Here is a 19,768-nt window from a genome sequence, read left to right as displayed (position 1 = left end):
CCATCAGGCCTGCATGCTGCGGGTCTGGTTCTGCTGCTGTTCCAGTTGCTGGTCGCGCTCCAGCGCAAGGCGCTGACCGGCGGCCTGCTGGTCGATGCGCTGGCTGCTCTGCTCCAGCGGCGTGTTCATCGCCACCGCGGTATCCACCGACACGCGCAGGTGTGCCGGGTCGCCGCCCTGGCCCTGCACCGCGAAGCTGCGCGATGCATCGGCATTCATCACGACTTCGTCGATGCGCTTGCCACCTGCGGCATGCATTTCGGCCGCCAGGCTGCCGGCCAGCTGCGTACTCATCACGTCCGGCACGCGCCCGACCCGCACGTCCTGCGCATGCACGCCGCGGATCGCGTCGTTGAACAATGGGTTGCCCAGGTGGTTGGCATCGTCCATGCGCAGCATGCTGGTGTGATGGCCGTTCTTCTCCGCCTCGCGGCGTGCCGGCTCACCGGGCTGCAGCGGGCCGCGGATGTGGTCGTACAGATCGATGGCGCCGCCCGGGATGCCTCGCGCTGCACGGGTAACGCCACGGCGCAGTGACTCTACGTCGTCGCGGTACTCCTCGATCATCTTGGCGTTGTCTTTGGCCAGCGTCTGCGTTTCCGGGTGCTTGAGTGCCGAGCCGTCGCCGAGGAAGTTGCCCAGTTTGTGCGCACCGAACGAGCTGCCTGCTGCAATGAGCGGGCTGTCCGGGATCAGGGCGCGCATCGGATGGTTGCTGAAGCCGTTTGCGGCGAGTGTCTTGATTTCATCCGGCTTCGCATAGATGCGCACCTGGCCGAAATGCGGCGACGCGGCGCTGACCGGATCGGAGGCCATGACGTGGTTGATCATGGTGTTGCCGCCTTCCGGGATGCGGTAGCTGAGGCTGACCGCGCCATAGGCATTGAAGGTCTCGCCCTTGACGTTGAAATGGTGCGAGGTGATCTGGGCGAGGGCGCCGCCGAGGGAGTGGCCAGTGACGGTGACTTCGGGTGGACGCTGCCCGAGATCCTGCCCCTCCTTCTTGGCGTAAGCGATGGCGCGTTGAGTCAGCGCGATGGCGTCTGGAGCCTGCACATTGGTGCGGGCAACGACCATGCCGCCATCGGTCAGAATCGCATCGCGTGCGATTTGTTCGGTTCCGCGATGTGCGACGACAATTTCATTGGTGTCGACTCGCTGGTAGATCGTTCCCTGATAACCGTTCAGTCGATTATCAACGTGCTCGAGAATCTTGTATTTGTGCCCGTTGATCGGGACGATTTCTTCTTGGCCAGGTGCACGACGACCGACTGCATAATCCTTGTATGCATCTTCGGATAGCGCAGCATAGTCTTGGCTGTTGAGGCTCATTGGCGGACCTCGCTGGCTTCAAGCGAAGCGGAGAACAGCGCATTCCGCAGTTCAGGGCGGAACTTGGTGGGATCTTCCTGGCCGCTTGCGCCGTAATCAGGAATCTCATTCACGCGCGGATAGTCTGCGCGAGGATAGTGGCGAGTCTCGGTCTCGCCTTTGACGAAGGGCGCTGCCTCAATGAACGACAGGAAGCGGGTCTCACCCTCGGCGCCGGTGGCTTTCAACATCGCGCCGGCGCCGCTGAATGCCCATTTGCAGACGCCACGACCGTAGTAGTCCTCATCCAGCATCCGGTCGAGGTACACGGTGCCGCGATACTCGCCCTCAGCGACCCTGCGCAGCTCCACAGGTTCCTGGCTTGTGATGCGGGCGGCGGTGCCGGTTGCCGGCTCGATGTGGCCGCACTGATCCTCGTTGGTGACGTCGTACTGCGCCACGCCTTCGACCACCGCGAAATCGCCGGGAGCGTCCTTCAGGCGCAATACCAGTTCATAAGCCTTGCGCGGGCTGGGGTTTAGCTTGGCGAGGCCGCGCCCACCCTGGGCGACATCGGCTTCGGCAGCGGCACGTTCCTGGTTCATGGCGGTCTCCGGGTTGCAGGCGGTCAATAGAAGCAGAGCAAGGCACGGGATCATCTTGTGGCGCAATGTCGGCCTCCTTGGGGGTAGAGGTGAATATGACCCTGGCAGTTCATGGCGCGAGCTTCTGCACAGTGGTGGTGGTTGAGAACAGCGCGTCGCGTAGATCTTCTTTGTAACCTGAAGGATCTTCTTTGCCACTTGCAGGATAGTTGGCAGCAAGTTCTGCGCGAGGATAGGCAATCTTCGGGTAGTAGAGAGTCAATGGCGATCCAGCGTTCACGCGTTCCTTTTTGAGGTACGTCAGGAATCTCGTATCTGCCTCGCCGTTCGTAGCGCGCAACATCGCACCGACACCCGTTAGCGTCCAATGGCAGGCGCCACGCCCGTAGTAGTCCTCGTCCTGCATGCGGTCGAGGTAGAACGTGCCGCGGTATTCGTTCTCACCGACCTTGCGTAGCTCGACGGGTTCCTGGCTGGTGATGCGCCCTGCAGTGCCGGTCGCGGACAGGATTCGGCCACAGCTTTCATGATTGCTGACGTCGTACTGCGCGACACCCTCCGCAACTACGAACGGGCCCGGCGCGTCCTTCAGTGTGAGCACCAGCTCATAGGCCTGCTTCGGTGCGGGATTGAGCTTGGCCAGGCCGCGTCCGCCCGCGGCGACATCGCGCTCTGCGTCTGCGTAAGGCGAGCACGCCGCCAGTGCCAGCAACAACAGGGTCGCCGGCAGCCAGCATCGTGCAGTGCGCGATGGCGTTGCCGTGCTCAAGGCGTGTTCCTGCATCGTGCATCCATGTCCATATATCCTTCCCTGGTGACAGGTTTCCCGATTATGGGGTGCCCGGGAAACCCGGCGCCACCCGAGAGCGGGCATGAGTGCCAGAAATTTGACGCATTCAGGATTGGGTGGTGTCGCGGAAGCGCTTGCGGCACAGTCGATCTGCCGGCATCGGAACGACCGCGTACCGCCTTCGACATTCTGCTGTCGTTCTGTGACATCGATCATTAATTCACGCGATCATCACCAGGCGAAGTCTTCCACCATGAACTACACGATCCGCCCCGAATCCGCTGCCGATCACGCCGTGATTCATGCGCTCACTGAAGCCGCCTTCCGCGAAGCCCCGCACAGCAGCCACACCGAGCAGTTCATCGTCGATGCGCTGCGTTCGCGTGGGGAACTGAGCATTTCGCTGGTCGCCGAAGCTCAGGGCCAGGTGGTGGGCCACATTGCGCTGTCGCCGGTCACCATCAGCGATGGAAGCACAGGCTGGTTCGGCCTTGGCCCGATCTCGGTGCTGCCCGCGTGGCAGGGGCAGGGTACTGGCGTGGCGCTGATGGGCGCGGCACTCGACGCGCTGCGTGGACTGGGCGCACAGGGTTGCGTGCTGCTGGGCGAGCCGGCGTATTACGGCCGCTTCGGCTTCCGTGCCGAGCCAGGCCTGGTGCTGCCGGGTGTGCCTGCGGAGTACTTCCAGGCGCTCTGCCTGCAGCCTCCGCTGGCGCAGGGCGAGGTGCAGTACTCGCCGGCCTTCGAGGCGACGGCCTGATCCACGGCGAGCGCGTGCCCGTCAGGGCGCGCGTCAGACCCGACAGATGTCAGCCGTTATGCCGAAGATGGATCAGCGGATACGGACGCCCCTGCGAATCGAGCGGTGAGCGACCGGTTTCGACGAAACCCATGCGCAGGTAGAAACCAACCGCCTGCGCGTTCTGTGCGTTGACGTCGGTGCTCAGCTGTGGGGACAGGGTCAACGCGTGCTGCAACAGCTGGCGACCAACCCCGGTGCCACGCACGTCCGGATCGATGAACAGTGCTTCCATGTGGGTGCCGTCGATCAGCATGAAGCCTACGGGCCGATCCTGCGCATCGACGGCAACGGTCATCTGCGCCTGCGGCAGGAAACCAGCCACTTCGGCATCGATGGCCTGGCGGTCTTCGGCACTGAGGAAATCGTGGGTGGCGTCGACGGCGCGACGCCAGAGGTCGACGAGGGCGGCGCCGTCGTCGGCGCGCGAGGGGCGCAGGGTGGTCATGGGTTCACCAAGGTGCTTCGGAAGAACACGAAGTATGAGGCTTTCCGGTAACGCCTGCAGGCGAAGATTCATCCCGCGTCGCGGTTGCAGGACGCGGCCCGCGAGCGCTTCGACGCACGCTGGCGCCGCCTGCACGACGCGGGGCGTACAATGCGACCCCGGCGGCCATCCTGGCCCAGTTGAAACGCGAGAACCGCCATGACCGATGTCCTGGGTGTACCGGTGCACGACGCCGATGAACACTGGATGCGCCATGCGCTGGCCTTGGCCGAGCGCGCACAGCGTGAGTTCGACGAGATTCCGGTCGGGGCCGTGCTGGTTAGCGCCGACGGCCAGCTGCTGGGCGAAGGCTGGAACCTCAACATTGCCTCGCATGATCCCAGCGCGCATGCCGAGATCGTGGCCATGCGGGCTGGGGGTAAGCTGCTGGCCAACCATCGCCTGCTGGGCAGCACCCTGTACGTGACGCTGGAACCGTGCGCGATGTGTGCGATGGCGGTCGTGCATGCACGGGTATCGCGCTTGGTCTACGGCGCCAGTGATCCAAAGACCGGAGCGTGCGGCAGTGTGTTCGACCTGCTCGGTGATGCCCGCCACAACCACCGGGTCGAGATCCACGGCGGAGTGCTGGCCAAGGAAGCCAGCACGCGCCTGACCAATTACTTCCGCGCCAAGCGCGGCAAGCCGCCGCTGCTGCTGGAAGACCACGTCGGCGAGGGCTGAGGGGCGAACGGGTATGATGGGCGCCTCTTTCCTTCACCGGTAGGCCGCGCGCCTGCCCAGCAACGAGGCGACACAATGGCGGACACCGGCGCGGCCAACGAGCGACTGATCTGGATCGACCTGGAGATGACCGGGTTGGACACCGACAACGATTCGATCATCGAGATCGCGACCGTGGTCACCGACGCCCAGCTCAACGTGCTGGCCGAAGGTCCGGAATTCGCCATCCACCATCCGCTGGAAACGCTGGAGGCGATGGATGAGTGGAACCGCAACCAGCACCGCCGCTCGGGCCTGTGGCAGCGCGTGGTGGACAGCACCACGACGCTCGGCCAGGCCGAGGCGCAGACAGTGAACTTCCTGGCCCAGTGGATTCCGGCCGGCCTGTCGCCGATGTGCGGCAACTCGATCTGCCAGGATCGTCGCTTCCTGCACCGCCAGATGCCGCGGCTGGAGAAGTACTTCCACTACCGCAACCTGGACGTGTCCACGGTGAAGGAACTGGCCAAGCGCTGGGCGCCGACTGTGGCTGCCGGTGTCGGCAAGAACAGCAACCATACTGCCCTCAGCGACGTGCACGATTCGATCGCCGAGCTGCGCCATTACCGCCAGTTCATGGGGGCGTTGTCGGGGTTGCCGGCTGCTTGAACGCCGCCGCCGGGCATGGACCGGCGCTACCCTCCGTTCAACTCCCGGGCGCTAAGATCGGCGCCATGAACGAGCCCATCCTGCTCCCCCGCGACATCGCCCACGACGCCCGCGACTGGTCCGACCTGCAGCGGGCGGTGGCCCTGCTGGAAGCGCCGACCCTGACCGCGCGCATGGCCAACCTGGTCGGCACGCCGCTGGAGTTCGCGGTGAAGGCGCTGCCCAGCTCGGTCTCCAATCGCATCCATGGCGCCGTGCAGGCGGCACTGTCCAAGTCCGCGCAGGCCGCGCTATGGAGCATGGACAACACCCCGGGCAAAGGCGCCTCCACCCGTTGGCACAAGCTGGCGGCGGCCACCTCCGGCGCGGTCGGTGGGGCGTTCGGCTTTGCGGCCTTGTTCATCGAGCTCCCGGTATCGACCACCATCATGATGCGCGCCGTGGCCGACGTGGCCCGCAGCGAGGGCTTCGACCTGTCCGAGTTCAGCACCCGCCAGGCTTGCCTGGAAGTGTTCGCGCTGGGCGGCAATTCGCCCCGTGATGACGCCAGCGAGACCGGCTACTACCTGGCCCGCGGTTTCACCACCGATGTGATGCGCCACCTGTCGGCCGAACTGGCCGGGCGCGTGGTGACCGGCCGTGACCTGACCCTGGGCGTGGCGCCGAAGGAGGCCGGCAAGCTGCTGGCGAAGATGGTGGAGAAGGTGGCGGCGCGGTTCGGCGTGGTGGTTACCGAGAAGTTCGCCGCGCAGGCGGTGCCGATTGTCGGTGCCGCTGCCGGTGCAACGCTCAATACCATGTTCACCGACTACTACCAGGACATGGCGCGTGGCCACTTCATCGTGCGCCGGCTGGAGTTGAAGTACGGGGAAGATGTGGTGCGCACCTGCTATGACCGGGTGGCGCATGGCGGGGTATTGATCGAGCCGACGCTGTAACCGGGTTTGGGGTCAGAGCCCTTTGCATTGCAAAGGGATCCGACCCGGCAGCGCGCGGTGTCGCATCCCGTTCCGGATGAAGGGGCTCTGGCCCTTGGCCACGCCATCCTTGCCTGCCGGGCACAACTGTTTTGCCACGGCACGCCTGTTGCCTTTCGCAGGCGGTCCCCATCCTTGCAGGTACTCCCCCCGCAAGAGATGTCCGCCATGTTGTTCACCTCCCACCGTCTGGGCCCGCTGACCCTGCCCAACCGCATCGTGATGCCACCGATGACCCGCTCGCGTGCCGCCGATGGCAACGTCGCCACCGCGGAGATGGCCGCCTACTACGCGCAGCGCGCCAGCGCGGGCCTGATCGTCAGCGAAGGTACCCAGATCAGCCCGCAGGGCCAGGGCTATGCCTGGACCCCGGGCATCCACAGCCCGGAACAGGTAAAGGGCTGGCGCCAGGTGACCGATGCGGTGCACGCCGCCGGTGGTCGCATCTACGCCCAGCTGTGGCATGTCGGCCGGGTCTCGCATGTGGCGCTGCAGCCGGGTGGTGCGGCGCCGGTGTCGTCGTCGGCGTTGTTGGCGGAAGGCGTGAAGGTATTCGTCGACCCGACCGGGGCAGGTCCCGAAGCCGGAGTGGGCGAAATGATCCAGCATTCGATGCCGCGCGCGCTGCGCGAGGACGAGATTCCGGGCATCGTCGCCGATTACGCGCAGGCCGCCCGCAATGCGCTGGCGGCGGGCTTCGACGGCGTTGAACTGCATGGTGCCAATGGCTACCTGATCAACCAGTTCATCGACTCGCAGGCCAACCAGCGTACCGATGGCTATGGCGGTTCGCTGCAGAACCGGCTGCGCTTCCTGCGCGAGGTGGTACAGGCGGTAGTGGCAGTGGCCGGCGGTGATCGCGTTGGCGTGCGCCTGGCGCCGCTGACCACGCTGCAGGGCGCGGTGGACGATACGCCGCAGGCGACCTATCTGGCGGCTGCACACCTGCTCGGTGAGCTGGGTGTGGGCTACCTGCACATTGCCGAGGCCGATTGGGATGATGCGCCGCTGATGCCGGTGGCCTTCAAGCAAGCGCTGCGCATGGTCTACCCGGGCACGCTGATCTACGCGGGCAAGTATACCGCCGAGCGCGCCGGGCAGGCGTTGGCTGAAGGTTGGGCCGACCTGATCGGGTTCGGCCGGCCGTTCATCGCAAACCCGGATCTGCCTGAGCGCCTGCGCACGGGTGCAGCGCTGAATCCGCCGGATCGCGCCACATTTTTCGGTGGTGGTGCCGAGGGTTTCACCGATTACCCGGCGCTGGAAGAGGCTGTCGAGGCCTGATGCCCCTCGGTGGGTGCCGACCGTTGGTCGGCACTACCGGGATGGATCAGGGCTTGTCGCGCACCAGCGCGTCGGCTTCGACCACGCCACCATCCTTGCCGTGCAGGTACAGGTGCATGTCCTGCTGCGGATACGGAATGTTGATACCGGCCTTGTCGTAGCCCAGCTTCAGCTGCTCCAGCAGCGTCACCTTGGTGCCGAACCAGTCGGCCGACTTCACGTAGCAGCGGATGCCGAGGTTGATCGCATGCGCGCCGAGTTCGTACACCACCACGTCCGGTGCTGGCGTCTGCAGCACGCGCGGGTCGGCCTTCATCAGCGCCAGTGCGGTATCGCGTGCCAGCTGGATGTTGTCCTCGTAGCCGATGCCGATCACCAGCTCGACGCGGCGCGTCGGTTCGGCGGTCAGGTTGATGATCGGCGCGGCGGTGATCAGCGTGTTGGGAAGGGTAGTGTGCTGGTTGTCGGCGCCGGTAAGCACCGTCTGGAAGATGCGGACTTCACGCACCGTGCCGGTCTGCCCGGCGATGGTGACCACGTCGCCGACACGGAATGGACGCAGCGTCACCAGCATCACGCCCGAGGCGATGTTGGACAGCGAATCCTTCAGGGCCAGGCCAACAGCGAGGCCAGCGGTGCCGAGTACAGCCAGCAGCGGCGAGATCGGCACGCCAAGCGTGGCGATCGCCAGCACCACCACGATCACCAGGGCCGCGGCGTAGACCACGTTGCGAAGGAAACTGCCCAGCATCGGATCCACGCCCATGCGCGAGGTTGCACGCGGCATTGCGTTGGAAATGCGGCGAGCGATCCACAGGCCGATCAGCAGTACGACGACCGCGGCCAGCAACGGGAGGCCGTAGGTTTCCAGCAGGCGTTCCCAGTCGAGTGAGTGGAACCAGGGGGGTGCGGCGGGAGTGGCGGGTGCTGCGGCGACGATCATGCGGACATCCTTTGCTGCGAAGGGCAGAGCGTCCTTGGACGCCAGAAACACGAAGCCCCGCAGCGGCGGGGCTTGCGTGCAGCAGCAGTATGGGCAGACGCCGATGAACACGACGTCAGCCCGCGGCCTTCACTGCATCAGCCGTTGGCCTTCAGCTTGGCCAGGCGCAGCCAGGTATCGACCACGGTGTCCGGGTTCAGCGACACCGACTCGATGCCTTCCTGCATCAGCCATTCGGCCAGATCCGGATGGTCGGACGGGCCCTGGCCGCAGATGCCGACGTACTTGCCCTTGGCACGTGCCGACTTGATCGCCATCGACAGCAGCTTCTTCACCGCCGGGTTACGTTCGTCGAACAGGTGGGCGACGATCGACGAGTCGCGATCCAGGCCCAGGCTCAGCTGGGTCAGGTCGTTGGAGCCGATCGAGAAGCCGTCGAAGATTTCCAGGAACTCATCGGCGAGCAGTGCGTTGGACGGCACTTCGCACATCATGATGATCTTCAGGCCGTTCTCGCCCTGCTTCAGGCCGTTCTGTTCCAGCACCTCGATGACCTTGCGGCCTTCTTCCAGCGTGCGCACGAACGGAATCATGACCCACAGGTTGTCCAGGCCCATTTCGTTGCGCACGCGCAGCACGGCCTTGCACTCCAGCGCGAAGGCGGCCGAGAAGCTCGGGTCGACGTAACGGCTGGCGCCGCGGAAGCCGATCATCGGGTTCTCTTCGTGCGGCTCGTAGTTGCTGCCGCCGATCAGGTTGGCGTACTCGTTGGACTTGAAGTCCGACAGGCGCACGATCACGGCATTCGGTGCGACCGAGGCGGTGAGGGTGGCGATGCCCTCGGCCAGGCGGTCCACGTAGAAGCTGACCGGATCACCGTAACCGGCGATCTTCTCGTCGATCTTCTTCTTGGTCGCCGCGTCCTGGCGGTCGTATTCCAGCAGCGCGTTCGGGTGGATGCCGATGTGGCTGGCGATGATCATTTCCAGGCGGGCCAGGCCGATGCCGGCGTTCGGCAGCTGGCCGAAGTCGAAGGCACGTTCCGGGTTGGCCACGTTCATCATGATCTTCAGCGGTGCCGGCGGCATGTTGCCCAGATCGGTGGTGGTGCGCTCGAAGCCGAGCTTGCCCTCGTAGATGAAACCGGTATCGCCTTCAGCGCAGCTGACGGTGACCAGCTGACCATCTTCGATGACCTTGGTGGCGTTGCCCGAACCGACCACGGCCGGCACGCCCAGCTCGCGCGCGATGATCGCAGCGTGGCAGGTACGGCCACCGCGGTTGGTGACGATGGCCGAGGCGCGCTTCATCACCGGTTCCCAGTCCGGGTCGGTCATGTCGGCGATCAGCACGTCGCCCGGCTGCACGCGGTTCATGTCGTCCAGCGTCTTCACCACGCGGGCCACGCCCGAGCCGATCTTGGCACCGACGGCACGGCCTTCGGCCAGTACGTTGCCGCCCTTTTCGGTCAGCGCGAAACGCTCGATCTGGGTGGCGTGGCTGCGCGACTTCACCGTTTCCGGGCGCGCCTGCACGATGAACAGCTTGCCGCTGACACCGTCCTTGGCCCACTCGATGTCCATCGGGCGGCCGTAGTGCTTTTCGATGACCAGCGCCTGCTTGGACAGTTCCTGCACGTCCTCGTCGCTGATCGAGAAGGTGTTGCGCAGTTCGGCCGGGGTGTCCTCGATCTTCACGCGCTCGCCGGGGACGTCCGAATACACCATGCGGATCGCCTTGCTGCCGAGCGAGCGGCGCAAGATCGCCGGCTTGCCGGCCTGCAGGGTGGGCTTGTAGACGTAGTACTCGTCCGGGTTGACCGCGCCCTGCACGACCATTTCGCCCAGGCCGAACGAGGAGGTGACGAACACCACGTCGCGGAAGCCGGATTCGGTGTCCAGGGTGAACAGCACGCCGGAGGAACCGACGCCCGAACGCACCATCAGCTGCACGCCGGCGGACAGGAACACGTCCTCGTGCTTGAAGCCGTGGTGCACGCGGTAGGCGATGGCGCGGTCGTTGTACAGCGAGGCAAACACTTCCTTGACCTTGTGCACGACGTCGTCGGCGCCGGTGACGTTGAGGAAGGTTTCCTGCTGGCCGGCGAAGGACGCGTCCGGCAGATCCTCGGCGGTGGCCGACGAACGCACGGCAACGGCCACGTCGCCACCGCCGTTGTCGGCGCTCAGCTTGGCGTAGGCGGTGCGGATGTCCTGGTCCAGCTGCGGCTGCAGCGGGGCATCGATCACCCAGGTGCGGATTTCCTTGCCGGCAACGGTCAGCGCGTTGACGTCTTCGACGTCCAGCGTGGCCAGCTTGTCGAAGATGCGCTTGGACAGGTCGTTGTGCGCGATGAAGTCCTTGAAGGCTTCAGCGGTGGTGGCATAACCGCCCGGCACCGAAACGCCCAGACCGGCCAGGTTGCCGATCATCTCGCCCAGCGACGAATTCTTGCCGCCTACGCGGGCCAGATCGGCCAGACGCAGTTCGTGCAACCACAGGATGTTCTCGTTCAAGCGCGATGCTCCGTTTGGCCATCGCCCGAGGCGGGCTGAGTGGCCGCGTCCGTAGGAAGAAGCCGATATGATGCCGGGCAGAGCACCGTCGGCACAAGCTTGTGCTGGCGGCCTTTTTAAGCTTCGTAGGGGGTAAAAGCGCGCATGTCGACCATCCGTCCGGTGTTCTACGTTTCCGATGGAACCGGTATCACCGCTGAAACCATTGGGCATAGCCTGTTGACCCAGTTCTCCGGGTTCAGCTTCATTACCGACCGGATGTCGTTTGTCGACGACCCCGAAAAAGCGCGTGAAGCCTGTGCCCGGATCCAGGCGGCGGGGGAGCGGTACCAGGTCCGGCCGATCGTGGTGAACTCCTGCGTGGACCAGAGCCTGAGCCTGATCCTGGCCGACAGCGGCGCGCTGATGCTGGATGTGTTTGCGCCGTTCATCGAGCCGCTGGAGCGTGAACTGGCCAGCCCGCGCCTGGCCCGGGTCGGCCAGGCCCACGGCATGGTTGATTTCGACACCTACCACCGCCGCATCAACGCGATGAACTTCGCCTTGACCCACGATGACGGCATCGCAGTGAACTACGACGACGCCGACGTGATCCTGGTGGCGGTGTCACGCGCCGGCAAGACGCCGACCTGCATCTACCTGGCCCTGCATTACGGGGTGCGCGCAGCCAATTACCCGTTGACTGACGAAGACCTGGAAAGCGACCGCCTGCCGCCGCGCCTGCGCAACTACCGGCGCAAGCTGTTCGGCCTGACCATCGATCCCGACCGCCTGCAGCAGATCCGCCAGGAGCGCCGCCCGAACTCGCGCTACGCCAACCTGGATACCTGCAAGCGCGAGGTGGCCGCGGCCGAGGTGATGTTCCAGATGGAGCGCATCCCGACCCTGAGCACCACCCATACCTCGATCGAGGAGATCTCCAGCAAAGTGCTGGCCACGCTGGGGCTGCAGCGCGAGCTGTATTGAGGCGCGCGCCACGTACGCCGGGCATCGCCCGGCGCTACCCGTGGATGCTGCGCCCTTTAGAGCCGAGCCCACGCTCGGCTGCTCTTCGGCCAGAACCCGGTGGCCCAGCCGAGCATGGGCTCGGCGCAACAGGGGGATCACAGTCGGTGGGTTGGCTGTGGCGCGGACCGCCCCCACGTTGAAGCACCAACGTGTAGGATCGACCCATGGCCCGAGCCTTGCCCCGTACCGAACGCATTCCCAGACTGAGCCGGCTGAGCTGGCTGATGGGTCTGTACGCGGAGAACTATCGCCATCTGGTACGCCTGTTCGAGCCGGCCGGACTGGTGGCGGGCAGCTACATTTCCTCGATCGGCGACGGCCTGGATGTGCGCCTGGACGTGATCGAATGCCACCGCTACACGGTGGAACTGCGCCTGACCTACGACCTGGCCGACCCGGTCACCGGCGAACCGGATCCGTCGGCCTATGTGCGCCTCTACCGTGACGCGCGCCAGGCCGAGACCACCCATTGCTACGTCGGCCGCCGCTGGCAGGACACCATGGGCCTGTACCCGCCGCCGGCGGAGCTGATCAGCCACCGCATGCGGATGAACACCTTCCTCGGCAAGTGGCTGGAATACCTGGCCGAGCGCGGCCACGGTGTCGCCACCCTGCGCCGCGCCCCTGAGGGTGCCGTCGCGCCTGCCGAACGCCGCCTGTCGCTGGTGCGCTGATCGGCCATAATCCATGGCTGACCTGCCGCTGGATGCTGCCCCATGCCGTATACCCCGATCGTCGCCACCCTGGGCTACGTGCTGTCGCCTGATCGTCGCCAGGTGCTGATGATCCATCGCAATACCCGCCCCGGTGACCATCACCTGGGCAAGTACAACGGACTGGGCGGCAAGATCGAAGCGGACGAGGACGTGGCCGCCAGCATGCGCCGCGAGATCCAGGAAGAGGCCGGCATCAACTGCACTGCCATGCGCCTGCGCGGCACCCTGAGCTGGCCGGGTTTCGGCAAGCACGGCGAGGACTGGCTGGGCTTCGTGTTCGTCATCGATACCTTCGAAGGCACCCCGCACGGTGGCAACCACGAAGGCACGCTGGAGTGGGTGGACCTGGACAAGCTGGACACGCTGCCGATGTGGGAGGGCGACCGCAACTTCCTGCCGCTGGTGTTCGACGCCGACCCGCGCCCGTTCCATGGGGTGATGCCGTACAAGGACGGGCGCATGGTGAGCTGGTCCTACAGCCGGCTGTGACCCGACGAATCGGATGGGTGCCAACCATTCCGGTGGGTGCCAACCTTGGTTGGCACGCTCTCCCGGTCAATTAATACCCGGGTGATATTGACGAGCGCAAATTACCCGGGCAATATTTGCACATCGCCCCCGATGCCGATGCCATGCCTGCGTTCCGACTGCCCCCCTTCAGCTGTTTCGACGGCCATCGCCTGGTCGTTTCCGGTACGCCGGAAGTGGCCGCGCTGGCGCTCAAACAGCTGCGCGCCGACAACGCCGCAGGTCCGTTGCTGGTATTCGACAATGCCACTGGCCGCACCCGCGATTTCGATACGCGAGGCAGCGACGCGGAACTGCTGGCGCGGGTCGCCGAAGCGTTTCCGGCGCCGCTGCAGACGGATGTTGAAACCCACGCCGATGACACCGAAGATGCACCGTCACCCCCACGTGGCCGCGGTCGCCCGAAGCTGGGCGTGGTTGCGCGCGAAGTGACGCTGCTGCCGCGCCATTGGGCGTGGCTGGCCGAACAGCCGGGCGGGGCCTCCGTGGTCCTGCGCAGGCTGGTGGAAGCGGCCAGCCGTGCGGGTGCCGACAAGGACCGGCAGCGCCGCGATACGGAGCGTGCCTATCACTTCCTGCAGGCCATTGCGGGTGATCTGCCCGGCTTCGAGGAAGCCATCCGCCTCCTGTTCGCGCATGACCGCGCGGGCTTGGAAGCGGCGTTGCACCGCTGGCCCGGGGACGTGCGCGATCACGCCCTGCGGCTGGCCTTCTATATCCCACCTGCTTAAGTACTGACGACCGACCCAGGGCGCCGTGGATGAACGACGGCGCCGCTTGATCGCGGGCGACTGCCCGCTTCCCACGTGCTTGCTTTGCTGGCGGAAACGCCGGGCAGGGCAGCGCCTTGCCCAGAGAAACCCCATGAGCCTTTCCGCACACGCGACACCTCCGGTTGCGCCGCCGCTGTCGCGCACCTACCTGGCCCTGCTGCTGCCCATGCTGATGACCAATGCACTGCAGCTGGCCGCCGGCACGCTGGACAACGTCTACCTGGGCCATCTGCTTGGCACGCAGGCGGTGGCTGCCGCCGCCGCGTTCTTTCCGGTGTTCTTCCTGCTGATGGCCTTGGTAATGGGCCTGGCGACGGGCGCGATGGTGTTGATCGGCCAGGCCTGGGGCGCGGGCCGACCGCAGCAGGCGCGCGCCGTGGCCGGCAGCGCCGTGGCCCTCGCGCTGCTGCTGTCGCTGCTGGTGATGGGCGTCGGTGGGGTGTTCGCGCCTCAGCTGCTGGCGGCGCTGGGGACGCCGGCGCCGGTCCTCGGCGAGGCCATCGTCTATGCGCGGGTGTTGCTGTTGAGTGCGCCGGCGTTCTTCCTGCTGTGGCTGGCGACGGCCGTAAGCCGCGCGGTGGGTGACGCAAAGACGCCGCTGCATGCACTGCTGCTGGCGACCGTGGTCGGCCTGCTGTGCACGCCGCTGCTGATCCTCGGCTGGGGCGGCCTGCCGCAGCTGGGCGCGACCAGTGCCGCGGTGTCGGCGGCATTTGCCTCGCTGCTGGCGCTGCTCTGGTTGCTGTGGCGCTGGCATCGGCTGGGGCATCCGCTGGCACCGGGCCATGAGCTGCTGCGGGCCATCCGTTTCGATGGCGCGATCATTCGTTCGATGCTGCGCATCGGTGTGCCGTCCTCGCTGCAGATGCTCAGCCTGGCCATTGCCGAGATCGTGTTGCTCGGCTGGATCAACCGCTACGGCTATACCGCCACGGCGGCCTACGGTGCGGTCAACCAGTTGATGAGCTGGGTTCAGTTGCCCGCGATGTCGTTGGGCATCACCGCCACCATCCTCGCCGCGCATGCGATGGGGGCAGGGCGTGCGGCACGATTGCCCGCCATTGCCCGCACCGGCGTGATGCTGGGTCTGGCGATGCTGACGGTCGTGGTGCTGCTGGTGTTGGCGCTGGCGCCATGGCTGACCGGCCTGATCCTGGCGGCGCCGGAGGTGCGTGAACTGGCCGCATTGCAGCTGCGCACGGTGGCGTGGGGCGTGCTGGCAATGGGAGGCACCGCGGTGCTGGTCGGGGTGATGCGTGGCAGCGGTACCGTGCTGCTGCCGGCCTTGCTGGGCATGGCGGCCGTGTTGCTGCTGGAGCTGCCGCTGGCGATGTGGCTGCAGGCGCGGCACGGACTGACTGGCCTGTGGTGGGCCTGGCCGCTGGGACTGGTGGCGATGCTGCTGTTGCAGATGATGTGTTTCGCCAGGTGGCGCAGCCGGTTGCCGGCGGCGGCCTGACCGCGGCGCCATTGCCGGGGCAGCCGGCCAGCGGCCGACGCTACCGATCGGTTGGATCGCGTCCGGCGAAAATCAACGCCGATGCGCCAGCAATAGATGGAAATGCTTCTCCCGCGCCTGCCCATCATTGCCGGGCGCGGTTTCCCGATGGCTGCGCCAGGCCGAGAGGCTGAACCCGGATAGACGCAGCGCCAGCTCCACGGCGTCCAGTTCATGCAGCTGGAAATCGGCGGCAAAGGGCAGGCTGCGCATGAAGGCCGCATCGCCAAAGGCCAAGCACAGGCGGCCACCGCGGCGCAGCACGCGTCCCAGTTCATCCAGCACCGGGGCCAGGTTCGGCCAGAAGTACAGGGTGTTGACCGCCAACGCTGCATCCATCGAGGCATCGCCGACGGGCAGGGCGTGGGCATCGCCGTGGCGCATCACGGCACGGTCGGACACGCCAGCGCCGGCCAGCCGCCGGTTGCCGGCTTCAACCATGGCAGGGGACAGCTCGATGCCGAGGTAGTGGCTGCCCGCGGCCCGCAGAAGTTCGGGCGCGAACGCCGCATTGCCGGGGCCGATCTCCAGAATCCCTTCGCCGGCCCTCACCGCCAGCAGCCCGATCGCGGCCAGGTTCAGGGCGCCGTTGCTGCGGTTCATCGAGTCGGCCACGGCCAGCGCGGCCTCGCCATGGGGCTGCCGCAGCTGCGCGGCCAGGGTGGAAGCATCCAGCATCGTCATCGTCCGTGGAAAAATTCGGACGTGGCGGCGGCGGGTCCGCCGGTGACCATAGCGCCGACCTGGTGGCTTGGGAAGTAGGGAAACCCCGCTGCGGGGTGATGAGGAAATGTCCAGCGTCGCAGTCGGTGAGATCTGGTTGTCCACAGGGGGTGTGGATTACGCGTGGGCAACTTTGTGGATAAGCCGCGACAGGCGCCATCCCCCTAGGCTGTCAAGATGGGTGGCGAAAAATTCACCGCTGGTGAGGACAGGTGAGGGAGCGGTGAAGAATCGTCTCGGCCGGCGCTGTCACCCACGGCAGCGCTCGCGGTAACCTGTGGGCCTTGATGCTCCGTGAGACCCCATGAAACGTCACTTCTCGATGCTGCGCGAATTCCAGCTGGCCGACTGGTTCACCCTGGCCAATGCGTTCTGCGGCACCGGTGCGGTCTTTGCCGCGATGCGCTTCCTGCAGGACGGCGAACGTGGCTACCTGCTGTTCGGCATGGCGCTGATCCCGCTCGCCTTCATTTTCGATGCCCTCGACGGGCGCATCGCGCGCTGGCGCAAGTCCAGCTCCACCCTGGGCCGCGAGCTGGATTCGCTGTCCGACGTGATCTCCTTCGGCGTGGCCCCGGCGGCGCTGGCCTACGCCTGCGGCATGCAGGGCGGCTGGGACTGGCTGGTGCTGAGCTACTTCGTCTGCTGCGGCGTCAGCCGCCTGGCCCGCTACAACGTCACCGCCGAGGCGCTGGCCGGCGACGAGGGTAAGGTCAAGTACTTCGAGGGCACTCCGATCCCGACCAGCCTGGTGCTGGTGATCGTGCTGGCGATCGCCGCCGGCACCGATGCCATCGGCCAGAACATCTGGTTCGGCCAGTGGCAGATCGGTCCCTGGCAGCTGCATCCGATGGTGCTGCTGTTCGCGTTGTCCGGATCACTGATGATCAGCAAGACCCTGCGCATCCCCAAGCCATGAGCCAGCCCAGCGGAGACCTGCGATGACCAGCTCGGCCCACGACGCCGGCAGCAGCGATTTCGAAGCCCTGGCCCGGCAGTACTTCGGTGCCTGGGGAGATGCCCTGCGCCATGCATCCACGCCGGGTGCACCGGCCGGTGACGCCCCCGGCAGCTGGCAACGGCTGTTCGACTGGTGGGGCCAACTGCTGCCCGAACAGGGGCAGGGCGCGCCGGAAGATGCCGTGCGCCGGTTCCGCGAACAGGCGGGCAGCTGGTACGGCACGATGCAGGAGGTGGCCGCACGTTTCGCTGGCCGCGACGCCAGCAGCGCCGAAGTCGCACAGGCCTGGCGAGAGGCGGTGCAGAGGCAGGGCGACGGCATGGTGCAGTGGATGCTGCAGGGCGCGCGGGGCAGCACCCACGCCGGCGCCGCCGTGCCCGAGTTCGCCGCCTGGCTGCAACAGTTCCAGCTGCAGGCCGGCCCCTGGCTGCAGAGCCCGGCGTTCGGGCCCGGCCGTGAGCATCAGGCGCGCTGGCAGGCCCTGCTGCGCGCGCAGGAGGACTACCAGCAACATTCGCGCGCCTACGTCGAGCAGATCAAGCAGGCGCTGGACGAAGCCTTCGCGCTGTTCGAGCAGCGCCTGGCCCAGCACGAGCAGCCCGGCAGCCAGCTGACCAGCGCCCGCGCGATGTTCGACCTGTGGATCGAAGTGGCCGAGGAGGCCTACGCCAAGGTCGCCATGTCCGAGCCGTTCCAGCAGGTGTATGCCTCGCTGGGCAACGCACAGATGCGCCTGCGTGCCGGCCTGCAGCGCGAGGTGGAACAGATGAGCGAACGCATCGGCCTGCCGACGCGCAGCGAGATGGACGCCGCACACCGACGCATCGCCGAGCTGGAGCGCAGCCTGCGCCGCCTGCAGGCGCAGGTGGCGGTGCTGGCGGGCACTGCTGCGGTGGATCCGGTGTCACAGCCGGCACCGGCGAAGGTGAAGCCGGCAGCGCGCAAAGCTGCGAAGAAGGCTGCGCCGGTGAAGAAACCGGCGGCGAAGAAGGCACCGGCGAAGAAAGCCGCCGCCCCCACCACCCCACGGGCGCGTGACCGATGAAAGGACCGCTGGGCTTCAACGCCGATGACCTGATGCAGGAAACCCTCGCCATGCAGCGCAAGCTGATGGAAGGGCTGAAGCTGCTGCCGCAGGTGGAAGACGTGGACTATGGCGTGACCGCCCGCGAGGAAGTCTGGCGCGACGGCAAGGTGGTGCTGTACCGCTTCGTCGGCGAGCAGGCCCCGACCCGGCGCACGCCATTGCTGATCGTCTACGCGCTGGTCAACCGGCCGTACATGGTCGACCTGCAGGCTGACCGTTCGCTGGTGCAGAAGCTGCTGGCGCTGGGCCAGGACGTCTACGTGCTGGACTGGGGCTACCCGGACCGCTCCGAGCGCTTCCAGACCCTGGAAGATTACCTGCTGCGCTACATCGATGGCGCGGTGGATGCGCTGCGCGCGCGCAGTGGTGGCCCGGTGGACCTGCTGGGCATCTGCCAGGGCGGTGTGTTCGCGCTGTGCTATGCGGCACTGCGCCGGCAGAAGCTGGGCAAGCTGATCACCATGGTCACGCCGGTTGATTTCCAGACCGCCGATAACATGCTCTCGCACTGGGCACGGCAGGTGGATGTGGATCTGCTGGTGGACACGCTGGGCAACATCCCGGCCGATCTGATGAATGCCAGCTACCTGATGCTCAAGCCGTTCCGGCTGAACGTGCAGAAGTACGTCGGCCTGCTCGACATCCTGGATGACAAGGCCGCGCTGGAGGATTTCCTGCGCATGGAGAAATGGATCTTCGATTCGCCGGATCTGGCGGGCGAGGCGTTCCGTGACTTCATCAAGCAGTTCTACCAAGGCAACGGGCTGATGAAGGGCACGGTGCGGATCGGTGAAGAAGCGGTGGACCTGTCGCAGGTGACCCTGCCGGTGCTGAACATCTATGCCGAGCAGGACCATCTGGTACCGCCGGATGCCTCGCGCGCGATGCGCGGGCGGCTGGGTACGGAGGACTACACCGAGTCCAGTTTCCGTGGCGGCCACATCGGCATTTACGTGTCCGGGCGCGCGCAGCGCGAAGTGCCGGCCACGATCGATGGCTGGCTGAAGGCACGCGACGTGTAGAGTCGAGCCACGCTCGACTACACGGACGCTCCGATGTTCCGACGAAATCTGCTCATCTTTGCCGCGCTGCTGACCGCGCCGCTCGCCCACGCCGCCCCCGGTCCGCAGGCACAGCGCGAGATTGCCCAGTTGATTGCCAGCCTGGACGGTTCGCAGTGCCGGTTTCAGCGCAATGGCAGCTGGTACGACGGCAGCGACGCGCGCGCGCACCTGCAGCGCAAGTACGACTACCTGCTGAAGAAGGACATGGTGGACAGCGCCGAGCAGTTCATCGAGCGCGCTGCCAGCCAGAGCAGCATGAGCGGCAAGCCGTACCGTATCCAGTGCCCGGGGCAGCCTGAACAGACTGCTGCCACCTGGTTCGGCGCACGCCTGAAGGCGCTGCGCCAACGCACGCCGTAGACACGA

At 66.2% G+C, this 19,768-nt stretch carries 21 protein-coding genes; 14 read left to right on the top strand and 7 right to left on the bottom strand.

Features of this window, described 5'->3' with window-relative positions:
* Positions 1–3 precede the first annotated feature (3 nt).
* The 3 genes from QP512_RS12500 to QP512_RS12490 are packed head-to-tail and all read right to left on the bottom strand — an operon-like array spanning position 4 to position 2,700.
* On the bottom strand, positions 4–1,332 hold the full coding sequence (locus QP512_RS12500; protein WP_286068888.1) for an XVIPCD domain-containing protein: 1,329 nt from the start codon (positions 1,330–1,332) through the stop codon (positions 4–6).
* The gene (locus tag QP512_RS12495) at positions 1,329–1,982 is read right to left on the bottom strand and encodes a hypothetical protein (protein WP_286068887.1); all 654 of its coding nucleotides are present in this window, start codon (positions 1,980–1,982) and stop codon (positions 1,329–1,331) included. Before QP512_RS12495 ends, QP512_RS12500 begins: the two co-directional genes overlap by 4 nt.
* A 43-nt stretch (positions 1,983–2,025) precedes the next feature.
* Complete coding sequence (locus QP512_RS12490; RefSeq protein ID WP_286068886.1) at positions 2,026–2,700, bottom strand: hypothetical protein; 675 nt, start codon at positions 2,698–2,700, stop codon at positions 2,026–2,028.
* A 259-nt stretch (positions 2,701–2,959) separates the two neighbouring features.
* On the opposite strand from QP512_RS12490, the gene QP512_RS12485 reads away from it, so the two are divergent.
* On the top strand, positions 2,960–3,466 hold the full coding sequence (locus tag QP512_RS12485) for an N-acetyltransferase (protein WP_286068885.1): 507 nt from the start codon (positions 2,960–2,962) through the stop codon (positions 3,464–3,466).
* Between the two features lie 49 nt (positions 3,467–3,515).
* Here the strand turns inward: QP512_RS12485 and QP512_RS12480 are convergent, their stop codons facing one another.
* Positions 3,516–3,953 carry an acetyltransferase gene (locus tag QP512_RS12480; protein ID WP_286068883.1) on the bottom strand — a complete coding sequence of 146 codons (438 nt, stop codon included), beginning with the start codon at positions 3,951–3,953 and terminating at the stop codon, positions 3,516–3,518.
* 198 nt (positions 3,954–4,151) lie between these two features.
* Here QP512_RS12480 and tadA point away from each other — a divergent pair, with 198 nt between their 5' ends.
* The 4 genes from tadA (at position 4,152) to QP512_RS12460 (ending at position 7,585) form a co-directional block, all read left to right on the top strand.
* Positions 4,152–4,676: a tRNA adenosine(34) deaminase TadA gene (gene tadA / locus QP512_RS12475; protein ID WP_099551013.1), complete on the top strand. Its 525-nt coding sequence runs from the start codon at positions 4,152–4,154 to the stop codon at positions 4,674–4,676.
* 75 nt (positions 4,677–4,751) lie between these two features.
* Positions 4,752–5,324 (top strand): oligoribonuclease, encoded by a 573-nt coding sequence (gene orn / locus QP512_RS12470; protein WP_106549108.1) that lies wholly within the window; start codon positions 4,752–4,754, stop codon positions 5,322–5,324.
* A gap of 65 nt (positions 5,325–5,389) precedes the next feature.
* Positions 5,390–6,262 carry an EcsC family protein gene (locus QP512_RS12465; RefSeq protein ID WP_014647556.1) on the top strand — a complete coding sequence of 291 codons (873 nt, stop codon included), beginning with the start codon at positions 5,390–5,392 and terminating at the stop codon, positions 6,260–6,262.
* Between the two features lie 207 nt (positions 6,263–6,469).
* The gene (locus QP512_RS12460; RefSeq protein ID WP_286068882.1) at positions 6,470–7,585 is read left to right on the top strand and encodes an alkene reductase; all 1,116 of its coding nucleotides are present in this window, start codon (positions 6,470–6,472) and stop codon (positions 7,583–7,585) included.
* A 46-nt stretch (positions 7,586–7,631) separates the two neighbouring features.
* Here QP512_RS12460 and QP512_RS12455 read toward each other — a convergent pair whose 3' ends face one another.
* Entirely contained in the window at positions 7,632–8,528 is an 897-nt protein-coding gene (locus QP512_RS12455) for a mechanosensitive ion channel domain-containing protein (protein ID WP_286068880.1), read from the bottom strand.
* Positions 8,529–8,665: 137 nt separating this feature from the next.
* Positions 8,666–11,044, bottom strand: a complete 2,379-nt coding sequence (gene ppsA, locus QP512_RS12450; protein WP_286068878.1) for a phosphoenolpyruvate synthase — start codon at positions 11,042–11,044, stop codon at positions 8,666–8,668.
* A 144-nt stretch (positions 11,045–11,188) separates the two neighbouring features.
* Here ppsA and QP512_RS12445 point away from each other — a divergent pair, with 144 nt between their 5' ends.
* The 5 genes from QP512_RS12445 to QP512_RS12425 all read left to right on the top strand — a co-directional run bounded on the left by QP512_RS12445 (position 11,189) and on the right by QP512_RS12425 (position 15,528).
* The gene (locus QP512_RS12445) at positions 11,189–12,010 is read left to right on the top strand and encodes a pyruvate, water dikinase regulatory protein (RefSeq protein ID WP_006452040.1); all 822 of its coding nucleotides are present in this window, start codon (positions 11,189–11,191) and stop codon (positions 12,008–12,010) included.
* A 206-nt stretch (positions 12,011–12,216) separates the two neighbouring features.
* Positions 12,217–12,726, top strand: coding sequence for a DUF1249 domain-containing protein (locus QP512_RS12440; RefSeq protein WP_286068876.1), 510 nt, complete (start codon positions 12,217–12,219; stop codon positions 12,724–12,726).
* Between the two features lie 42 nt (positions 12,727–12,768).
* Positions 12,769–13,257, top strand: a complete 489-nt coding sequence (locus tag QP512_RS12435; protein WP_286068874.1) for an 8-oxo-dGTP diphosphatase — start codon at positions 12,769–12,771, stop codon at positions 13,255–13,257.
* A 143-nt stretch (positions 13,258–13,400) separates the two neighbouring features.
* Complete coding sequence (locus QP512_RS12430; protein WP_286068873.1) at positions 13,401–14,027, top strand: DUF2239 family protein; 627 nt, start codon at positions 13,401–13,403, stop codon at positions 14,025–14,027.
* Between the two features lie 133 nt (positions 14,028–14,160).
* Positions 14,161–15,528, top strand: a complete 1,368-nt coding sequence (locus tag QP512_RS12425) for an MATE family efflux transporter (protein WP_286068872.1) — start codon at positions 14,161–14,163, stop codon at positions 15,526–15,528.
* Between the two features lie 72 nt (positions 15,529–15,600).
* Here QP512_RS12425 and QP512_RS12420 read toward each other — a convergent pair whose 3' ends face one another.
* Positions 15,601–16,251 (bottom strand): class I SAM-dependent methyltransferase, encoded by a 651-nt coding sequence (locus tag QP512_RS12420; RefSeq protein WP_286072039.1) that lies wholly within the window; start codon positions 16,249–16,251, stop codon positions 15,601–15,603.
* A gap of 343 nt (positions 16,252–16,594) precedes the next feature.
* Here QP512_RS12420 and QP512_RS12415 point away from each other — a divergent pair, with 343 nt between their 5' ends.
* Genes QP512_RS12415 through QP512_RS12400 form a run of 4 tightly spaced genes read left to right on the top strand, consistent with a single transcriptional unit; the run spans position 16,595 to position 19,762 of the window.
* Complete coding sequence (locus tag QP512_RS12415; RefSeq protein WP_100442258.1) at positions 16,595–17,209, top strand: phosphatidylcholine/phosphatidylserine synthase; 615 nt, start codon at positions 16,595–16,597, stop codon at positions 17,207–17,209.
* Between the two features lie 22 nt (positions 17,210–17,231).
* Entirely contained in the window at positions 17,232–18,296 is a 1,065-nt protein-coding gene (gene phaE / locus QP512_RS12410) for a class III poly(R)-hydroxyalkanoic acid synthase subunit PhaE (protein WP_286068871.1), read from the top strand.
* Positions 18,293–19,360, top strand: coding sequence for a class III poly(R)-hydroxyalkanoic acid synthase subunit PhaC (gene phaC / locus QP512_RS12405; RefSeq protein WP_286068869.1), 1,068 nt, complete (start codon positions 18,293–18,295; stop codon positions 19,358–19,360). The genes phaE and phaC overlap by 4 nt, the downstream gene beginning before the upstream one ends.
* A gap of 33 nt (positions 19,361–19,393) precedes the next feature.
* On the top strand, positions 19,394–19,762 hold the full coding sequence (locus QP512_RS12400) for a YfeK family protein (RefSeq protein WP_286068868.1): 369 nt from the start codon (positions 19,394–19,396) through the stop codon (positions 19,760–19,762).
* Positions 19,763–19,768 lie beyond the last annotated feature (6 nt).

This window comes from Stenotrophomonas sp. 57, assembly GCF_030291075.1.
In the GTDB taxonomy this organism is placed as follows: Bacteria; Pseudomonadota; Gammaproteobacteria; order Xanthomonadales; family Xanthomonadaceae; genus Stenotrophomonas.
This window is presented reverse-complemented; position numbering and strand designations above follow the sequence as displayed.

Coding starts and splice junctions, on each gene's coding strand:
- QP512_RS12500 (WP_286068888.1), bottom strand. CDS start 1,332: ATGAGCCTCAACAGCCAAGACTATGCTGCGCTATCCGAAGATGCATAC.
- QP512_RS12490 (WP_286068886.1), bottom strand. CDS start 2,700: ATGCAGGAACACGCCTTGAGCACGGCAACGCCATCGCGCACTGCACGA.
- QP512_RS12485 (WP_286068885.1), top strand. CDS start 2,960: ATGAACTACACGATCCGCCCCGAATCCGCTGCCGATCACGCCGTGATT.
- QP512_RS12480 (WP_286068883.1), bottom strand. CDS start 3,953: ATGACCACCCTGCGCCCCTCGCGCGCCGACGACGGCGCCGCCCTCGTC.
- tadA (WP_099551013.1), top strand. CDS start 4,152: ATGACCGATGTCCTGGGTGTACCGGTGCACGACGCCGATGAACACTGG.
- orn (WP_106549108.1), top strand. CDS start 4,752: ATGGCGGACACCGGCGCGGCCAACGAGCGACTGATCTGGATCGACCTG.
- QP512_RS12465 (WP_014647556.1), top strand. CDS start 5,390: ATGAACGAGCCCATCCTGCTCCCCCGCGACATCGCCCACGACGCCCGC.
- QP512_RS12460 (WP_286068882.1), top strand. CDS start 6,470: ATGTTGTTCACCTCCCACCGTCTGGGCCCGCTGACCCTGCCCAACCGC.
- QP512_RS12455 (WP_286068880.1), bottom strand. CDS start 8,528: ATGATCGTCGCCGCAGCACCCGCCACTCCCGCCGCACCCCCCTGGTTC.
- QP512_RS12445 (WP_006452040.1), top strand. CDS start 11,189: ATGTCGACCATCCGTCCGGTGTTCTACGTTTCCGATGGAACCGGTATC.
- QP512_RS12440 (WP_286068876.1), top strand. CDS start 12,217: ATGGCCCGAGCCTTGCCCCGTACCGAACGCATTCCCAGACTGAGCCGG.
- QP512_RS12435 (WP_286068874.1), top strand. CDS start 12,769: ATGCCGTATACCCCGATCGTCGCCACCCTGGGCTACGTGCTGTCGCCT.
- QP512_RS12430 (WP_286068873.1), top strand. CDS start 13,401: ATGCCTGCGTTCCGACTGCCCCCCTTCAGCTGTTTCGACGGCCATCGC.
- QP512_RS12425 (WP_286068872.1), top strand. CDS start 14,161: ATGAGCCTTTCCGCACACGCGACACCTCCGGTTGCGCCGCCGCTGTCG.
- QP512_RS12420 (WP_286072039.1), bottom strand. CDS start 16,251: ATGACGATGCTGGATGCTTCCACCCTGGCCGCGCAGCTGCGGCAGCCC.
- QP512_RS12415 (WP_100442258.1), top strand. CDS start 16,595: ATGAAACGTCACTTCTCGATGCTGCGCGAATTCCAGCTGGCCGACTGG.
- phaE (WP_286068871.1), top strand. CDS start 17,232: ATGACCAGCTCGGCCCACGACGCCGGCAGCAGCGATTTCGAAGCCCTG.
- phaC (WP_286068869.1), top strand. CDS start 18,293: ATGAAAGGACCGCTGGGCTTCAACGCCGATGACCTGATGCAGGAAACC.
- QP512_RS12400 (WP_286068868.1), top strand. CDS start 19,394: ATGTTCCGACGAAATCTGCTCATCTTTGCCGCGCTGCTGACCGCGCCG.